Genomic DNA, 18,751 nt, shown 5'->3' with positions numbered 1-18,751 from the left:
AGAAACCCTGCTGATGGATAAGTTATGTGCTTATCTTAAGTTACAGATTTCCAAAGCAAAGTTATTACAAAATAAAAAGTATATCACCGTCTGTTATCGGAAAATCAGCAAGGTTGTCATCATCTGCAATAAGCAGGTTTTTATTTAAAACCTTTATCACACTTTTTGAATTTATGTTGTAATCCAAGTTTAGAGTGTCCATAAGATAAGGCAGCAGCTGCTTCACATTTAATTGGATCGGGATACGTAAATCGTATTGTCCCTCTGTGCTGATTCGTTTACTGAAATCAACAGTAACATTGATATGTGTAAGCTTATTCATTTTTCATTCTCCTAATCTAACACAGACCGCATTGCTAAGTAGAGACCGCCAAACAATAGAATTCCTATTCCAGCAAATACGACTATCAGTATTTTACTTAAACCACTGCTGGAAGGTGACTCTTCTTGTACTTGATTACCAGCGGAACCAGCGGCATATTCTTCGGAAAACAAGGCTTCTTTCACGTTTTGCACAGTAGAAGTTTTGTCTCCATCCATGAAAAATATCGATTCTTCCAATTTTTTCATTGTTTTTTCATTTTCAAGATCTTTTTCTGCCACAGCATCTTTTGTTTCGTCCGTAAATAGTGTCGGAAAGATTCTTTCAAGCTCGGTTTGCCTAAGATCTGTATTTTCATTTTGGCCTTTTATGATTCGGTCCGTTTTCATTTGCAAACTACCGCTCTTCCCTTCATCAGCGGCTGCCGATACTGGAAGTAAAACCAGTACCAGCAGGCTGATGTAAAGCAACACAGTAAATTTAACTAGCTTTTTTTGAACCTTCATCTTCCAGGTCCCCTTTTTTATCTTTGGTAACAACGAGTAAATTCCCTAATGCACCAAGGAGAATTAATCCGACAATGATAAGCAGTGCAATAAAGTAGTTTGGCTCACCCTGTACCGCTTGTGTTAATAGCCTTTCTACATATTGCAGCGGCGAATAGTCTCTTAAGAATCCTAAACCAGCGATTCCCCCACCAAAGGCATTTGTTAAAAAGAGATACATGCTCATTACGAGCATCAATATGAACATACCAAGCATTTTTAGCTGTCTGAGCAGATACGTTGCTGCGAGCATCATACCAATCATTAGCCCAGTGATAATTAAAATCCAAAGTACCATTCTTGCATCACTGATGCTAAGCAGCATACTGGAAATAATACCAATCATTATTCCTTCTAGAGCGCCAACACCTGCAGTAATAATTGTAATTGGCATATTTACACCCATCAGTGATTTATCTTCAGCAAACTGATCTGCTTCTTCCCTTTTTTGCTGCAATGTGGATATTGCATATGCAGTGAATAGGACTACAATGAAAATCGTAAGTACTAGAAAATAAGGAGTAAAGCTATTTCCAGATGTAATTACCCCTTCATTACTCGTTTGTACAGGATTGGATAAAAAACTGTACAAGTTTTCATTTTGTCTTTCTCCTATCCTGCTGTTTGCTAGCACTCCAGCAAAGTTATCAGCGAATTCCTGATCTGTAAACAATTTTTCCGTCATCTCTGTAGATAACTCGTCAGCCTGGGTAACCAGATTTACACCGCTGTCTTCAATATCATCTGCCTGGCTATCAATTGTATCCAAGGTTTCATAGACAGTATCCGCACTGTTTATCGTACCTTGCGCTTGATCGGTAATAGATTGACTCTCTGTCAGCAGAGATTGGAAGTCGCTGTTAAGCGTCATAATTGCTGTCTGTTCTTCACCATCGTTTTGTTCGATTATTCCATGTGCTTCAAGCAGTTCGATACTTTGCTCGCGCCAATTATTCACTTGTTCCAGCGCCTCACCGAGATTATCGTTTAGAACTTTTGCTTGTTCTGCAGTAGCGATAACTCTCTCAACAAGTATTTCAGACTCGTTTCTAGTAGTATCTATTCCTGTTTGATGATCATGAATACGATTTTGCAATAAGACTAGCGGCTTATTTATATGTTCGTAAATACTCTCTACCACTTTTCTGACCATAGAACCGGTAATCAAATCGTTTATATCTGGATCATTAAAGAATTTGTATAAAGAGTCATCAGCAGCTAATCTCTTTAACTCAAAGTTATCTCTTCCTATGATTCTTTTTAACCTGTTTGTATCCAATTGCATTACTTCAGTTCCCAGATACTTATCAAATGTGGAATATAGCTTTTGATACGGGTTAACAGTTTGTGTAACCATATTTATTAAACCTGTTGTAGCATCATCCATTTTGTGTACTGGCTCGATAATTTGATGACTGATCCGATTATTAAAGATTTTTAGCTTTTCTATCTTTACTCCCGGTTCCGTGTCACCCCCATCTTCTGGAATGACTTCAGGTTCCTTGTCTTCTTCTGGTTCACCCTCATTACCTGGGATATCTTCAGATTCCGGCTCACTATCTGTATCAGCATCAGGGTCAACTGCTACTGTATTCTCGGTGTTTTCATCATGAGATTCAACTGTTTCTGCAGATTCGATGTTATCCCCTGTTTCAGAATCTGCCTCGTTATCAGCATCTGAATCGGCTTCTTCTTTGTTATCTGTGTCATCATCCGAACCAGGATCAGGTTCCACAGGGTTGTTTTCATTCCCTGGATCAGAACCTCCTTCGTTCGGTAGATCAATCTCTTCTTTTTCAATGTACGTATGTTTTAACTCCCAGCCCAATTTCACTGGTTCAAATACATCAATCTTCGCATTCTTATCAGCCAGCTTTAATGAAACTTGAATGCTGAATTTCCCTTTTTCATTTGGTTTAAGCAATAATTTATTATTTTCCAGATATCGATCCGTATAATCCTCGGGGCCTTGACCTGGATATTGCAATTTCAACTCTGTTAATACATATTCTTCAGGTATATGAAGTTTAAATTTCTGTCCATCTTTCTCATTTGCTGGAATCCAGACTGTATCTGTTACAGTTACACCATTTTCATACAAGTGCGTCTTTAGATTTTTTAGATATTCTGGAAGAAACCCTTCTTTATTACTATAATTTGGATTATTCTGTTCATCCTGAAAGACGCCAGCTACAGCAATAACATTTTTAATTTCTTTTACTGTATCATTTGGTAACCCAACATCTTCAAAATCTTCCTCACTCATTGATGGCAGATTGGATATTTCCTTATAAATCGTTTCTCTTACGTTTTCATCTTGAGCCCGAAATAAGTCTACTAGGAATTCTTCTTGTTCTTTCCAAATCCCTTTAAATATTTCTGATATTTTACCTTCTACTTCTGTCTCTAATCCGGCTAATCTATTTTCCACCAAGTTATTTGTGGCAGTCACTTTCTCTAGGGAATCGTTTAAACGTGAAGACAGCAAGGCAGTTTGCAAGGCAATATTCTTTTCATTTTCGAGCCTGACATCAAACTGATAATTAATCCAATCATTCGTTCTTCGCAATTGTTCAAAATTTTGTTCTGTATTTGGATGATTCAACAAGTGATTGAATTGCAGCAGTGATTCATTAAAACGCAATAACTCCGAAGTATTCGCATCTTTGACCGAGGAATAATTATCTAATTCAGATAAATACCCTTTATTTAGATCAACACCCTCTGCTAATCGTCCTTCAAAGTCTGACAGAATTTCTTCCAACCCGCTGAAGCTATCTCTCGATACTTGCGCATTATCCTTAATCATGCCAAATTGATTTGTATAATTTGAAAGTGGATTATTAATGCTATTATTATACGTAGAGGTGTGCTGCGCTTGCTTATCTATGATTCCTGAGATATTGTCTTGTGCATCCTGCAGATTTCCTATTATACTTGCAAAATACACATCTATAATCCGGCGATTAAAATCATTTAATATTGTACTCGCGGTTCGCTCCGCTTCAGCTCTAACATATTCATCATCTGACGCATTAATTCTATAATTGAGAACAACCTGTTCAGGTGATTCAGAGTCAATAGATAATGCTTTTTGTGAAAAGTCATTCGGGATGACGATCATCATATCATATGTATTTCGGTTCAATCCGCTTTCAGCCACACCCCGACTGACGACAAACCAATTATGATCATTATTATTATCCAAGCCTCTGACAAATGACTCACCAAACGTTAATTTCTCGTCATTGAAAGTAGCCCCTTCATCTTCATTTACCAGCGCTATTGACATAACCTGTCCATCTGTACTTTCCTCAACCTTGGTTGTGCTAGCTTCCTGATATAATGATAGATAAGGCAAACCAGCAGCAAGTACTAGAATTAATACAAGAAAGAATAGCCAACGCTTATCCAGTTTTTTCATTTTTTCAACTCCTGAGAGCAATGTAAATTAATATCATTTAAAAGTGCATGGCGTAATTTCTCTGACTTTATTATGTAAGTAATATTCGCCAAAAACAGCTATAAAATCGATTACGATTAAGTTTGTATTCTATTTTTTCTATTTTGATTTCTTGAATCACACTTTGCTGGCTTAGAGCCATTTGCTCTGTTTTATTATTAAGCTTTCGCTTTTTTATTTCCAGCTCATCCAAATAATATGCTTATAGATGATTTGAGCCACACAACATCCGTCGTGCAGCTCGTTTAATAAAATAATTATCTAAGCCCAAAGTTTTGAGATAATGCTTGGTCTTGTTGAGCCACTGCTTCTGCAGTTTTTGTCAATTGCATTTCGATTTCCATCATTAACTGTGAAAAGTCTTGTACTTTTGGTTTCAATTCTCTGAACTGATCATCGAAACGCTCAAATGCACGACCTTCCCATTCACCACGTAGTTCCTCTTGCAAATTAGATAAATCTCTTAGAATCTGGTCAATTTGCTGTGAGCTTTGACCATAACGCTTCGCCTTTGATTGTAACTGTTCCGGCGACATACGAATTTGTCCTGCCATCATTTCCATCTCCCTTTTATAAGTTTTAATCAGGCAAAATTAGTACCTACAATATTTTACCTTTTTTACCTTCTCATAAGATAGAATAGTATTCCAATTTTATCCTGTCAATCAATTATCGGCTTTTTTGAAAAAACCATTCCAAAGTACCAAGACACCTTTAGTAGCAATCTCCTAAGATGTTTTAAAAAATCAGCTTCACTGCTTTTCCCGTTTCTCTTTTCTATAAATCTCTTGTACAAATTTATTGTGGTCGAACAGATAAATCTGCATCATAAAAAAGATATGATGTTCATAGTCCAAACATTTGAATGAATCTTCAGGAAACATAATCCTATTTAGCTCGATTTACCAACGATTTAATATGTACCCTCCAGTCATAACAATTGAGATCCTTATGCACCTTCGAGCATTAAAGAAGGTAAAGAAAGACGTATCTCTTCATGATCCCATTGGGCAGGATAAAGAAGGCAATGAGATTAGCCTGATTGATATCCTGGAAGCTGAGAACGAAAATATTATTGAATTTGTTCAATTGAATATGGAAATTGATAAGATGCAGGAATTTTTCAGTGTATTAGATAACCGGGAAAAAGAGGTTATTATTTACCGCTATGGGTTACACGAAAAGGATGAAATGACACAGCGTGAGATAGCAAAAAAATTAAATATTTCTCGAAGTTATGTATCCCGTATTGAAAAGCGTGCATTAATGAAAGTATTTCATGAGTATTATCGCAAGGAACGAGCGAAGCAACAAAAAGATTTTTAGTTCTTCAAAAAAAATAAGGCATCCGCCAAAAGCTTGCTCGAATGCCCATCGTTTAGGTTAAAAAAGATTACCCTGCTTGCACCTTATAAATCTTGTACTACTTTAATAATTAATTGTGCTGCATGTTTGGCTGCCTTTTCCAAAAATGCGTCAAATGAAACGGAAGAGGCTTTGCCTGCAATATCTGATAAAGCCCGAATGACAACAAATGGTGTACTGTATTGATGGCAAACCTGAGCAATTGCCGCTGCTTCCATCTCTGCTGCTATCATGTTCGGGAATCTCTCTCTGGCTGTTTTAACTTTTGTTGCTTCTTCCATGAAGGAGTCACCAGTTGCAATAAGACCAACCTCAAAATTAATCCCAAGACCGTCAACTGCAGATTGAGCTGCTTTCACTAACTTTTCATCTGCAACATAGGTTGGCGGAAGACCTGGAACTTGTCCATAACTATAATCAAATGCAGTTACATCAACATCATGATGAACAACTTCACTTGAAATAATAATATCTCCAACTTCAAGTTTTTCTGAATAACCGCCTGCAGAGCCCGTATTAATAATAAGATCTGGAGCAAATCTTTCAAACATAATGGTAGTCCCCATTGCCGCATTTACCTTACCGATTCCCGATTTTAAGAGAACAACTTCCTTCCCCTTAATTGTCCCGCGAATAAACCGACAATTTGCTGCTGCTATTTCTTCTGTGTTATCCATATTTTTTAATAGAAGAGCTATTTCCTCATCCATCGCACCAATAATTCCAATCATTTATGAACCCCCATTAAATTATCCTAATTCTTTTTTTTATCGTTCTTGAGCAATGTTTCAATTTTTGTAGGCTGCCAGCCTTCATTATCAATCCATGATAAGTATACTCTAAATGTTTCGGTTTCTGCTTTATCAGAGACAGTCGCGATTACCTTTTGGTCGCCGCCATTTTCTACCCACCATTCAATCAAATCATCCGAAGCAATGCCAGTAGCATCAGATACTGCTCGTTTGATTTCAATTCTATCCTGTGAACCATTGCTATAAACTGTTGTATGCGGACCAGTTTGTTCTGTTCCGCTAGGCGGCCAATTTCCTGTAAATGCTTCCTTTACATTATCATCAGAAGGGTTTGTTTCTTCCATATCAGTTTCTGATGTTTCTTCATCTTCATTATTCGCTTGTTCTGAATCAGTTGTATTTTCGTCTGGATTACCATCCGGATTTTCTTCATCATTATTATTTACAACAGATTCATCGTCCGTTTCATCGTCCTCTTCTATCTCTAAAAAATAACCATCATCTTCATTTGTGTTTTGAGTTTGACTATCGGCAGTCTTCTCTTCATCACCACCACCAAATATCCAGGTGCCAATTAAAAAGAGTGCGAGTACGGCAGCAGCCATCGCAAAATACGTAATAAACTTTGTATTTTTACGGCGCTTCTCATATTTATCCAATCTTGAATTCTGATCCATACATGGAACCTCCAATCCTTTTATTTACTCATTTCATATACATAATACAAGCAAGTATGTCTCACAATTGAAGTTTCACTTTATAGTACCCTATTATAGTATTTAAGCGAGAGTTCTACAACAAATATATGATTATATAAAGTCGGATAGACCAAACTAAACTATTTATTCTATCAGACAAATCGCTCTCTGACAGGGATATTCTAAATAGCTTTTGTATTTCTATCTCCCAAAAAATGGTTATATTTTTTCTGCCTTTACGTGACTTCTCTATTTACACAGAATGTAAATACGCCAGTTATTATTAATAAGGCTTTGTTAAAACTTAATGTTGATATGAGATTAAAACATTTAGAACATCCAATGGATTGGATGCTCTAAATTGTAATAATGTTTTTTAATTAAAGCTCATTCTCGTTTTATAGTATCTTTCCAGAACAGCTAAACCTTATTATATATTCACGTTTTAAAAGGATGCCCCTCTATTTGAGCTTTAAGGTACAGGTAGATACCATTCCCTCACGCAAGGATAGTCTTTGCATACAAAAAAGGTCATCACTCTCATGTGACGACCTTTCCTTAATAGATAATTTCATCTCTGTTTGGCTTGAAATATCCTGCTATTCAACTTTAGTTATTCGAACTTGAATATCGCCGCCTGGTGTCGACACTGTAACTTCCTCACCAATTTCTTTATTCAATAGACTTTGAGCGATTGGTGAATCGTTTGAAATCTTACCCTCAAACGGATCTGCTTCGGCACTTCCTACAATTGTATACGTTTCTTCATCACCATCTGGAAGCTCTTGGAAAGTTACTGTTTTACCTAAAGAAACGGTGTTTGGATTTGTATCATTATTTTCTATAATTACCGCATTGCGAATCATTTTTTCAAGTTGTGTAATGCGCTGCTCTACAAATGCTTGTTCTTCTTTAGCTGAATCATATTCAGAGTTCTCGGATAGATCCCCAAAATCTCGAGCAACTTTTATACGTTCAACAACTTCTTGTCTGCGGTCAGTTTTAAGATAATTTAATTCCTTCTCTAATTTTTCTTTCCCCTCAACTGTCATGTAATAGCTTTTCTCTATAGACATACAAAACACTCCTTTTATAATTTCAACCTTTTCCACATTGTCATATTCTTGTTGTATTAAAATAAATGTATGCGCTTCATTTCTGTTTATGAAGATATACTATTCATCACTATGGCAGAATTCAAAAGAAATTTCAATATAATTTCACAAGTAATTTACATCTTCTTTGACAAAATTGTTGCAATCTTACTTGACAATATATCAATTGCCACATGATTTTCCCCGCCTTCAGGGATAATAATATCCGCATAGCGCTTTGTAGCTTCAATAAACTGCAAATGTGCAGGACGAACACTGTTCAAATATTGATCGATTACAGAATCAAGGCTCCTGCCCCGTTCTTTAATATCACGAAGCAACCTTCGGATTATTCTTAAGTCTGCATCTGTATCAACAAAAACTTTAATATCCATTAATTCACGGAGGCGAATATCCTCCAGGATAAGAATTCCTTCAACAATGATGACATCCTTCGGTACCAGCCGAATCACTTCATCTGATCTTGTATGCAATGTATAATCATATACTGGTTTTTCGATGGATTTTAAGGCAATCAAATCCTTAATGTGCTGTATAAATAGATCATTATCAAAGGCAAGCGGGTGATCGTAATTTGTATTCAATCGCTCCTCAAAGGATAAATCACTCTGATCTTTATAATAATAATCTTGTTCTAAAACTAAAATTGATTTATCGGTAAATTGATTATAAATTGCTTTCGTTACGGAGGTTTTTCCACTTCCGCTTCCACCTGCAACACCAATTACCAATGGTTTATTTTCCAATGGTCTCTGGACCTCCCTCAATCTTTCTTATAACTTATCATGACACCATCACCTATTGGCAGAATGGAAGTGATATAAGCGGGATGTGTAGTTAAAAATTCGTTATAGCTTCTTATTTTCTTTACCATGCTTTTATATCTCTTTGGTGCCAGCTCCGGATTCGCGACATATCCTCTAAATAAAACATTATCTGTTATTAACAGCCCGCCATTAGCTAGCAATTGATCTGCACTTTCAAAAAATGCTTGATATTTTCCTTTTGCTGCATCTATAAAGATAAAGTCAAAAACTTCTTTTTCGGCTGTCAACTTATCTAGGATATCAAGTGCATCACCGGAAAGAACTGTAATTTGCTCTTCCTTGTGAAGCTTTTTTATATTCTCTGTCGCTTGTTGATAGCGCTCTTCATCTTTTTCGATTGTAATTATTTCAGCAGCAGGATTTGCTTCCAGCATGCGCAGTGCCGAGTAGCCGATTGCTGTTCCAACTTCTAAGATTCTTTTCGGCTGATGTATTTTAATCAAATTCAGCATATAATCAATGCCGATGCTGTCCATGATGGGTACCCTATCTTGCTTTGCTGTTTCTTCTAATTGAATAATCCATTCATCTTTTGCTGATAAATGTGATTCTAAATATAATTTCATTTGCTCTTCCATAAGCAATACCTCGTTTTGGCCATTTTATAAAAACTAAGCTGCTGACTGATACCATAGAAAAGCGAGAAATGTGAATAGTTCTATTCACATTTCTTCTACTTCTTCATATACGTATCAATATTTTGGTTATGTTCATCTAACGTCTCTGCATAATAAATATTTCCTTCTTTATCGTGGAGGAAATATAAATAACTATTGTTTGCAGGGTTGATTACTGCTTCCAATGAATTCTCGGCAAAATTGCTAATCGGTCCAATTGGCAATCCCTCAATTACATACGTATTATATGGTGATTCAACCTCAAGGTCTTCATAAAGAACTCGATCCTTATGCTTTCCTAAGGCGTAGAGTACTGTTGGGTCAGTTTGCAGCTTCATACCTTCTTCAAGGCGATTGTAAAATACTCCCGAAATTTCATTTCGATGATCAAGTCTTCCTGATTCCTTCTCTATCAATGATGCAAAAGTTAATGCCTCATGAATAGTAAAATCAAGTTCTGCAATCTGGTCAAGATAAGGCGTAATAATCGCGCTCGTTTGATCCAGCATCGTTTCGATAATCATCTCAATTGACGGATCTTCTTCATAGAAATCATACGTAATTCCATATAAGTAACCTTCTAAAGGTGTACGAATACCTTTTTGCAATATTTCATCTGAAAGTAGGTTAGGATAATCCTCAATTAATTGTTGAATATACTCTTCATCATTTACCTTGTCAATAAATTCATCACTTGTAAACGAAAATTGCTTCGCAAATATAGCAGCAATTTGCTCTACGGTCAAGCCTTCCGGGATTGTAATCCGGTGGGTTGACTCAAGAACAATCTTACCACTCTTTAAGGATTCAATTATCTCATCAATTGTCATTGATGGGCTGAATGTATAGTTTCCAGCTTGAAAATCAGATTCATTTTTAAACTTTATGTAAAACCGAAAAATTAGTCCATTTTTTATAATTCCATTCTCCTCAAGGAGCGAAGCAATCGAAGATGTTGAAGAGCCAATTGGAACTTCTACTTCAATCTCTTCTTCACTTGCTGGATCAACTGGTTCTAATGCCGATTTTATGTATGAATATCCTGCAAACCCCAGGATAGCGATAATAATAATTAACACGAGCAGTACAACCGCTACAATTTTCCTGACCGTACTCGCCTCCCGGCCGCGAGCATTTCTGTTTTCTTTAAATGCTTTTGTTAATTTGCCTTTAGCCATGCGCATCTCTCCCTCTTATTCGGTATATCATACTAAAAAAATAAAGGTATAATATATGCCATATTTTTCGCAGGGAAAAGCTGATGCCATTTTCGACATCAGCTTCATTTAACAGTTTAATGTGTTAATTCTCGTCTTCATCTTCATCTGCTAATGTTTGAAGCATTTCCTCAACAATTTCCCATTCTTCATCCGATTCAATTGGGAATAAGGAAAGATCCTCATCATCGTTATCCTTTTCTTCATAGCGGAAAGCATAAACTTCCACTTCATCATCTTCCGCTTGTTCTACTGGGACAACAGCAATGTACGATTGATTCGTGTCGTCTACATCAAATGTAAACAGTACTTCAAACAAATGCTCATCACCATTATCATCAGGAATAATAATTCTTTCTTTTTCCTCTAAAGCCATTATGGTCACCTCATTTATTTTTGATCAAGAAAGCCTTGCAAAATCATTGCAGCGGCCATCTTATCAATTACTTTTTTACGCTTTTTTCTGCTCATGTCTGCTTCCAATAGTACTCTTTCCGCAGCCATTGTCGTTAAGCGTTCATCCCAGAGGACTGCAGGTATATTAAATACCTTCTCGAAATGTTTTGCAAAACGCTGTGATGCTTCACCGCGTTCTCCAATTGTACCATTCATATTCTTGGGTAATCCAATAATAGCTTTCCCAATTTCATTTTCTTCTATTATTTTCTTCAATTCGTCGTCCGCAGAATGAAGATCTGCTTCATTCCAATAAATTGTAGTCAGCCCCTGAGCGGTCCACCCAAATGCATCACTGACTGCGACTCCAATTGTTTTTGATCCTACATCAAGTCCAATTATTTTCATTTATTTACTCTTATTTTCCTTTAAATAATATTTTACTAATTCTTCGATAACCTCATCGCGTTCGACCTTACGTATTAAGTTTCTCGCATCTTTATGTCTTGGGATGTATGCAGGGTCACCAGAAAGCAAATAACCTACAATTTGGTTAATCGGATTATAACCTTTTTCCTGTAATGCCTCATGGACTGTAAAAAGAATTGTCTTTATATCCTGTTCAAATGGTTCCTCCGAAAAATTAAATTTCATCGTTTTGTCTATTGAACTCATTGTGACACCTCATTCCAAGTTTTCCTACTCTATTCTATCACATATGTTAAAAACATTATAACCTTTTCAATGGATAGTTACAAACTACTTATTCTTTAATTATTTCTTTTACGTAGGATTTAACTGACTCTAGTGCCTCTGCAATCTTAGCAGGATTTGTTCCACCTGCCTGAGCCATATCGGGGCGTCCTCCGCCACCGCCGCCACAAATCTGCGCTGCTTGTTTGATTAATTTGCCTGCATGAAGTCCTTTTTCTACAAAATCTTTCGAAATACCTGATGCAAGCTGAACTTTACCATCGTTTTCAGTTGCTAGCAGTATAACAGCAGAGTCAAGTTTTTGCTTCAAATCATCAACCATATTGCGGAGCTGATTCATATCCTTCACATTAACCTGTTGAGCAAGTACGGGAACACCATTGATTTCAAGTACTTGTTCAAGGATTGAGGAAGCCTCTACATTTGCAAGTTTTGCACTAAGTGATTCATTTTCCTTTTGAACCAGCTTCAATTCTTGTTGAATAAGTTGAATTCTTTCAGAGATTTGTTTATCTTCATTTGCTTTAACAAGTTGTCTTGCATCTTTTAATATCTTTGTTTTTTCATTCAAGAATGCATAAGCCATCCTGCTTGTAACAGCTTCGATTCTTCTTGTACCAGCTCCAATTCCACCTTCTGATACAATTTTAAATAAACCAATTTCTGAAGTATTACGTACGTGACAGCCACCGCATAATTCAATACTGTAATCTCCAATTTGTACAACACGGACAATATCACCATATTTTTCGCCGAATAATGCCATTGCCCCCATTTCCTTCGCTTCGTCAATTTTCTTCGTATCAATCACTAAATGAATAGATTCCCAGATTTTTTCATTTACAATTGTTTCAATTTGCTGAAGTTCTTCCTCTTTAATTGCTTCAAAGTGTGAAAAGTCAAAGCGCAGACGTTCTGGTGTTACTAATGACCCAGCCTGATTTACATGATTGCCCAAAATATCTTTTAATGCTTGGTGCAATAAGTGTGTTGCTGTATGGTTTTTAATAATGCCATTTCGGAATTCCCGTTCAACAATAGCCTTTACCTCATCGCCAACTTGTAATTCACCATTTTTTACAGTTATGCGATGGATATGCAATCCTTGTGGTGATTTTTGGACATCTTCCACATAAGCAGAGGCATTTTCTGTATAAATCCAGCCTTTATCAGCTATTTGTCCGCCACTTTCTGCATAGAATGGTGTTTCTGCTAAGAAAATGAATACTTCTTCGTTTTCTTTTGCTATTTGCGTTTGTGTATTATCATGTACTATCGCCGAGATTGTGGTGACTGTTTCTAATTGGCCGTAACCAACGTATTCACTTTCTACATTGATTTCACTCATTAAACTATCTTGAACCTGCATTGAATCAACATTTTGGCGGGCATTCCTTGCACGCTCTCTTTGTTTTTCCATTTCAGCTTCATACCCAGCCTCATCTATTGCAAAGCCATGTTCTTCTACATATTCAGCGGTAAGCTCCTTCGGAAAACCATATGTGTCATATAACCGGAAAACTTCTTTACCAGGGAATATTTTATTTCCTTCTGCTTCTTCACGTTTAATGATTGATGCGAGTATTTCTAATCCGTCGTTTAACGTTTCATGGAAACGTTCTTCCTCAACTTTAATAATCTTCTCAATATAATCTTTTTGCTCTAATACTTGTGGATAGTGCTCTTTCATAATATCGCCGACAATTGCCACAAGCTCATACATAAATGGTCTCTCTAAACCAATTTCCTTTGCAAAACGCACTGCTCTTCTGATTAATCTTCTTAAAACATAGCCGCGTCCTTCATTCGATGGAAGTGCACCGTCCGCGATTGCAAAGCTGACTGTTCGAATATGATCCGCAATAACCTTGAATGCTGTATCTTCCTCTTTGGAGTTTCCATAGCTTGCATTGGAAAGCTCTTCCGTTTTATTGATGATTGGCATAAACAAGTCAGTTTCGAAGTTTGTCGGCACATCCTGAATCACGCTGCAAACACGTTCTAGCCCCATCCCCGTATCAATATTTTTCTTAGGCAGTGGAGTATACGTATCGTCTGGATTGTGATTGAACTGAGAAAACACCAAATTCCAAATTTCAAGATATCGGCTATTCTCTCCACCTGGGTAAAGTTCTGGATCATTAGGGTCATTTCCATAAGCCTCTCCACGGTCATAAAATATTTCAGAGTTTGGCCCACTTGGACCTTCTCCAATATCCCAGAAGTTTTCTTCGAGACGGATAATTCTTTCTTCTGGAATTTTAATTTCTTTAAGCCAGATATCATAAGCCTCGTCATCTTCTGGGTGAACAGTAACCGACAAACGCTCTGGATCAAACGCTAACCATTTTTCATCCGTTAGAAACTCCCAAGCCCACTTAATTGCGTCTTCTTTGAAATAATCACCGATTGAGAAGTTTCCAAGCATCTCAAAAAAGGTATGGTGTCTAGCTGTATAGCCAACATTTTCAATATCATTTGTTCGAATTGCTTTTTGCGAGCTGACGATTTTAGGGTTATCAGGTATTTCTCTGCCATCAAAATACTTTTTTAATGTAGCAACACCACTGTTAATCCACAATAAACTTGGATCATCTTTTGGCACTAGTGAAGCACTTGGCAGCACCTCATGGTTTTTTTCTGCGAAGAAATCAAGAAACATTTGTCTAATCTGAGCGGAATTTATTTTTTTCATTTTAGGAACCTCCCTGTATTATTGCTGGAAATGTATTAGTAAAAAACAAAAAATCTCCTCTCTGCTTTTGCAGGGACGAGATTGTCGCGGTACCACCCTTAATTATGAATAGATATATCTATTCATCACTCCAGCATGTTAACGGTTTTGAACCGGCGGGTATCAGCCGCACTCCAGTGTAGCTTTCCATGACTCTGTGTTAGGATTCTTCCAGCGATACAAATCCCTCTCTAAAACACGACCATCATGTACTTTGCACTTTCCACGCTTTGAAATATTCTTCTAGCGATAGTATAGTTAAATATTGTCTTTTTGTCAACGAGACGGGGCTAAATTGGGCAAATGAATAATTATTACTTTTATAATCGTTAAAACTGGTACTGCGAAAATCATGCCAATTATTCCAAATAGCCCACCCCCTAATAAGAGGACAAAGATAATTGCAATAGGGTGGATATTGACACTCTTTCCAACAATATATGGTGATAGCAGATTACCTTCTACCACTTGAATCAAAATAACAGCAATAATAACGTAAAGCACAAGTTTGCCAGAAATTGTATAAGCAAGAAGCACTGCAGGCACAGCAGCAATAATTGGGCCGAAATAAGGTATCAGATTTGTCACTCCAAAGAGTATTGCAAGCAACAATGCATAAGGTACACCTAACCATTTGAAAATAAGCAGTGTTGCTATCGCTACAAATAGACATACGAGCACTTGTCCCCGAATATAGCCACCAAGGCTTTCATCCATTGCAAGAAACATTCTTTTTACCCTTACACGATCTTTTACACGAATAAATTTCCCGAAAAAGTTTTTCATTTGCTGATGGTCTTTAATAAAGTAAAAAACTAATACAGGAATGACACTTAACATAAGAATCATATCAAATATGTGCATAAAACCATTCATCAGCTTTGCTAAAAGCTCGTCCAAACTGCTTTCTATATTTAATAGAAGTTCGTCCAATCTATCATGTACTGTTTCAGGTAAAAAGGATGTAAAGTCATATAACTTATAAATGATATCATCATACAATTTAATAAATTCCGGAAAACTTTCAGTTAAATCTTTAAGTTGATGAATCATTAATGGATAGACATGATAGAATAAATAGCCTGCCCCGCCAAAAAACAAAATATAAATCAGCAACACAGCAAGACCTTTATGAATATGATGGCGATGAAGAAATATAATAATTGGATAAATTAAATATGCTAAAAATCCTGCAATTAAAAATGGCAAAAACAGCTGCCATAAAAAGTGGAAAAACATTTTAAAAAATGGATAGGTGCGGAACAGTAAGTAGGAGAATACTAATAACACAATCCCAAATAGTAGTATGTAAAAAACATTTTTCCAAAATTGCCAGCGAAACATAAAACAGCACCCCTAGATAGACTTATTAGAAATGAAATTCTAGCCAAAAATGCTATAGTGTTTTTTCTTCTTCGATAAATAAGTCATTCAAGGGGCTTAAGCTGCCGTCTGCTTCAATTTGGTGGATAGTAAGTTTGTTTTTTCCGCTGACTATTTCAATATAACAAGACCAGCAATAGTAAGCATGTAAACCTATTTTCCCTAAATTTCTTCCGCGACAATTTGGACACTCCATTATGATCAACTCCCGATTTTTACTATTATTAGCGTAACCGGAAAGCTAACTTAATATACCATATTTACATAAAATCATATGGAGATATTTCTTCTTCCTCTTTATCTTCTAAAGCAAGTAAGTGCGGTTCAGCATTTAATCTGTTTTCTAGTTGACTGACTAAGGTTGTATAGCGATTATTTGTATCTACCGTATTAACCCCACGGAGAAAAGCATTTCCTTCACCACAAATAATCAATGATTCTTTACTTCTTGTAATAGCAGTGTATAGCAAGTTTTTACGCAGCATGCGGTAATATGCGGAAATGACTGGCAGAATGACAATCGGAAATTCACTTCCTTGTGATTTATGGATAGAAATGCAATATGCATGCATGAAATTGCTATAGTCCTTTCTTTCATAAACAATCTCTTTCTCATCAAACGCGATTACAATCTGTTCTTTCTTTTCTTTATTTTCATTTTCAAAGAATATCGCCACAATCTCACCGATGTCACCATTAAAGATTCCATCCTCAGGCTGATTTACTAATTGAATAACCCTGTCCCCCACTCGGTAACTTACTTCCATCACTTTCACTTCACGTTTTTTATCTGTTTTCGGATTAACCATTTCTTGCAATTCTGCATTAATTTTATTTATTCCCGCTTCTGTTCTGTAAATGGGAGCAAGCACTTGAATATCATTCGCTTCAATTCCTTTATCAATTGCACGCTTATAAATTGTTGCAATTAACTGCACCATCTGCCGTTCATTAGCAGCAATAAAACTAAAATCCTTAGCATTCTTCAATGACTCATCTGTAATTGAATCATTTTTTATTTCATGTGCAAGTTGGATAATCTTTGAACCTTCTTTTTGACGATATACCTCATCCAGTTGAACAACAGGGATTTTTTCACTTGCCAATAAATCAGAGAGCACTTGACCTGGACCTACGGAAGGAAGCTGATCTTCATCCCCTACAAGCAATACTTGCATATTGTCTGGGATTGCTTTAAATAAGTTATTGGCCAGCCAAATATCAACCATCGAAAACTCGTCTACAATCAGAAAACGGCCAGAAAGTGGATTATTTTCATCCCTGTCAAATGAATCATTGCCGTCCCATCCCAGCAAACGGTGAATTGTTACTGCGGGGAGACCTGTTGACTCACTTAAACGCTTCGCTGCACGTCCAGTTGGAGCGGTAAGGACAAAAGGGAATTCTGACTTTTTATCGTAGTCATCGATATCAAGAGATAAATCGTGGATAGCAGAGAATGCTTTTACAATTCCCTTAATTACTGTTGTTTTACCAGTTCCCGGTCCACCAGTTAATATCATAATTCTTGAATGAAGTGATTTTTCAATTGCATTAAACTGTTCCTTGCCATAGCTTAAAACTTCTTCTTCCTCAATTTCACCAGTTATTTTCATCAATTCAGCGAGAGTCGATTCTGTCTCTACTGTTTTTTTCATAATTCGGTCTAAATGTGCAACAAATCCGTCTTCAGCATAATAAAGAGAAGGTAAATAAATGTTTCCATCTAGTATGATAACTTTCTTCTCACTATTGAGTTGTTCCAGCCTGTCAACAATTGCATCTTTTTCCATTTGATAAAGTCCAAGCAGCTGATACACCTGTCCTGCGCATTGATCGATTGGTAAATAAACATGACCTTCTTGGATACTTTTTTGTAAAACAAAAATACACCCTGCCCCAATCCGGTTTGGATGTGTCATTGATATCCCATTCGAGCGTGCTATACGGTCGGCAGTTTGAAAACCAAACCCTTCAACATCAAATACGAATTGATATGGGTCATCATGTAATCTACTAATTGCTTCTTCTTTATATTCCTGATATATTCTTTGCGCCATTTTTAATCCGAGCTGGTAATTTGCCAGTGAAATAGCAATATGCTCAAAGCCTTGATGTTCTTCGAGACTCTTATGTAACTGTTCAGCAGTTTTTTTATTGAGACCCGGAATTTCATGCAGACAGTCCGGGTCATCAAGAATTTTTTTTATTGCATTTGTTCCCAGCTTATCTACAATTTTCTCCGCAGTTTTTATTCCAACTGCATAAAAAAGATCACTGGAAAGATAAGATATTAAGCCTTCCTTCGTATCAGGTATATAGGTTTGATAGGAATCAACGCGATATTGCACACCAAACTTACTGTGATTTTCAAAGGTCCCGTAAAAGGTATACGAACTCTCCTCAGTAAGCTGTGTAAAATATCCTTTCGCAACAATTTCTCGTTCATCAAAGTCTTCATTTGTCTCTTCTATTTTAATTTTTATAATAGAGAAGTTTTCACTTTCATTTTGAAAAATTGTATAAAGGAGATATCCGCGAATATATCCTTTTTCAATTATCTCTTGTTGATCTTCCATCTAAAACGACCCCACGTTTCCTTG

General features: G+C 36.5%; 17 protein-coding genes, 1 pseudogene and 1 other annotated feature. Of the genes and pseudogenes, 1 reads left to right on the top strand and 17 read right to left on the bottom strand.

The annotated features are described in order from the left end of the window. Positions 1 to 64 precede the first annotated feature (64 nt). From NST93_RS02840 to NST93_RS02825, 4 genes are all read right to left on the bottom strand, one after another. A complete protein-coding gene (locus NST93_RS02840; RefSeq protein WP_405100994.1) occupies positions 65 to 322 on the bottom strand; it encodes an EsaB/YukD family protein in 258 nt (85 codons plus the stop codon). Positions 323 to 333: 11 nt separating this feature from the next. After that, on the bottom strand, positions 334 to 828 hold the full coding sequence (gene essA / locus NST93_RS02835; protein WP_405100992.1) for a type VII secretion protein EssA: 495 nt from the start codon (positions 826 to 828) through the stop codon (positions 334 to 336). Then, positions 803 to 4,291 (bottom strand): type VII secretion protein EsaA, encoded by a 3,489-nt coding sequence (esaA, locus tag NST93_RS02830; protein WP_405100990.1) that lies wholly within the window; start codon positions 4,289 to 4,291, stop codon positions 803 to 805. Before esaA ends, essA begins: the two co-directional genes overlap by 26 nt. 296 nt (positions 4,292 to 4,587) lie before the next feature. Further along, positions 4,588 to 4,884, bottom strand: coding sequence for a WXG100 family type VII secretion target (locus NST93_RS02825; protein WP_405100988.1), 297 nt, complete (start codon positions 4,882 to 4,884; stop codon positions 4,588 to 4,590). Positions 4,885 to 5,272: 388 nt separating this feature from the next. Here NST93_RS02825 and NST93_RS02820 point away from each other — a divergent pair. Next, a pseudogene (locus NST93_RS02820) lies at positions 5,273 to 5,656 on the top strand (sigma-70 family RNA polymerase sigma factor); the annotation flags it as partial. 83 nt (positions 5,657 to 5,739) lie between these two features. Here the strand turns inward: NST93_RS02820 and mtnN are convergent. The 13 genes from mtnN to NST93_RS02755 form a co-directional block, all read right to left on the bottom strand. Beyond that, positions 5,740 to 6,426, bottom strand: coding sequence for a 5'-methylthioadenosine/S-adenosylhomocysteine nucleosidase (mtnN, locus tag NST93_RS02815; protein ID WP_405100986.1), 687 nt, complete (start codon positions 6,424 to 6,426; stop codon positions 5,740 to 5,742). 23 nt (positions 6,427 to 6,449) lie between these two features. Then, positions 6,450 to 7,124, bottom strand: coding sequence for a YrrS family protein (locus tag NST93_RS02810; protein WP_405100984.1), 675 nt, complete (start codon positions 7,122 to 7,124; stop codon positions 6,450 to 6,452). A 620-nt stretch (positions 7,125 to 7,744) separates the two neighbouring features. After that, a complete protein-coding gene (gene greA / locus NST93_RS02805) occupies positions 7,745 to 8,221 on the bottom strand; it encodes a transcription elongation factor GreA (RefSeq protein WP_405100982.1) in 477 nt (158 codons plus the stop codon). A gap of 155 nt (positions 8,222 to 8,376) precedes the next feature. Then, the gene (gene udk / locus NST93_RS02800) at positions 8,377 to 9,006 is read right to left on the bottom strand and encodes a uridine kinase (RefSeq protein WP_405100980.1); all 630 of its coding nucleotides are present in this window, start codon (positions 9,004 to 9,006) and stop codon (positions 8,377 to 8,379) included. Between the two features lie 17 nt (positions 9,007 to 9,023). Next, positions 9,024 to 9,665, bottom strand: coding sequence for an O-methyltransferase (locus NST93_RS02795; protein WP_405100978.1), 642 nt, complete (start codon positions 9,663 to 9,665; stop codon positions 9,024 to 9,026). Positions 9,666 to 9,760: 95 nt separating this feature from the next. Next, a complete protein-coding gene (gene mltG, locus NST93_RS02790; protein WP_405100976.1) occupies positions 9,761 to 10,882 on the bottom strand; it encodes an endolytic transglycosylase MltG in 1,122 nt (373 codons plus the stop codon). 124 nt (positions 10,883 to 11,006) lie between these two features. After that, positions 11,007 to 11,297, bottom strand: a complete 291-nt coding sequence (locus NST93_RS02785) for a DUF1292 domain-containing protein (RefSeq protein WP_405100974.1) — start codon at positions 11,295 to 11,297, stop codon at positions 11,007 to 11,009. Between the two features lie 14 nt (positions 11,298 to 11,311). Beyond that, positions 11,312 to 11,725, bottom strand: coding sequence for a Holliday junction resolvase RuvX (gene ruvX, locus NST93_RS02780; protein WP_405100972.1), 414 nt, complete (start codon positions 11,723 to 11,725; stop codon positions 11,312 to 11,314). Further along, complete coding sequence (locus tag NST93_RS02775) at positions 11,726 to 11,992, bottom strand: IreB family regulatory phosphoprotein (protein ID WP_405100970.1); 267 nt, start codon at positions 11,990 to 11,992, stop codon at positions 11,726 to 11,728. It lies immediately after the preceding gene. Positions 11,993 to 12,080: 88 nt separating this feature from the next. Further along, positions 12,081 to 14,726, bottom strand: coding sequence for an alanine--tRNA ligase (gene alaS, locus NST93_RS02770; RefSeq protein WP_405100968.1), 2,646 nt, complete (start codon positions 14,724 to 14,726; stop codon positions 12,081 to 12,083). Between the two features lie 68 nt (positions 14,727 to 14,794). Next, positions 14,795 to 15,000 (bottom strand) — a binding site (T-box leader). Between the two features lie 41 nt (positions 15,001 to 15,041). Then, a complete protein-coding gene (locus NST93_RS02765; protein WP_405100966.1) occupies positions 15,042 to 16,109 on the bottom strand; it encodes an AI-2E family transporter in 1,068 nt (355 codons plus the stop codon). Between the two features lie 52 nt (positions 16,110 to 16,161). Then, on the bottom strand, positions 16,162 to 16,344 hold the full coding sequence (locus NST93_RS02760) for a hypothetical protein (protein ID WP_405100964.1): 183 nt from the start codon (positions 16,342 to 16,344) through the stop codon (positions 16,162 to 16,164). Positions 16,345 to 16,408: 64 nt separating this feature from the next. After that, complete coding sequence (locus tag NST93_RS02755; RefSeq protein ID WP_405100962.1) at positions 16,409 to 18,727, bottom strand: ATP-dependent RecD-like DNA helicase; 2,319 nt, start codon at positions 18,725 to 18,727, stop codon at positions 16,409 to 16,411. Between the last annotated feature and the right edge of the window lie 24 nt (positions 18,728 to 18,751).

This window comes from Oceanobacillus sp. FSL H7-0719 (assembly GCF_045040795.1).
Classification (GTDB): domain Bacteria; phylum Bacillota; class Bacilli; order Bacillales; family Amphibacillaceae; genus Oceanobacillus.
The sequence above is the reverse complement of the archived record's forward strand: the minus strand, read 5'-3'. Positions and strand labels throughout refer to the sequence as shown.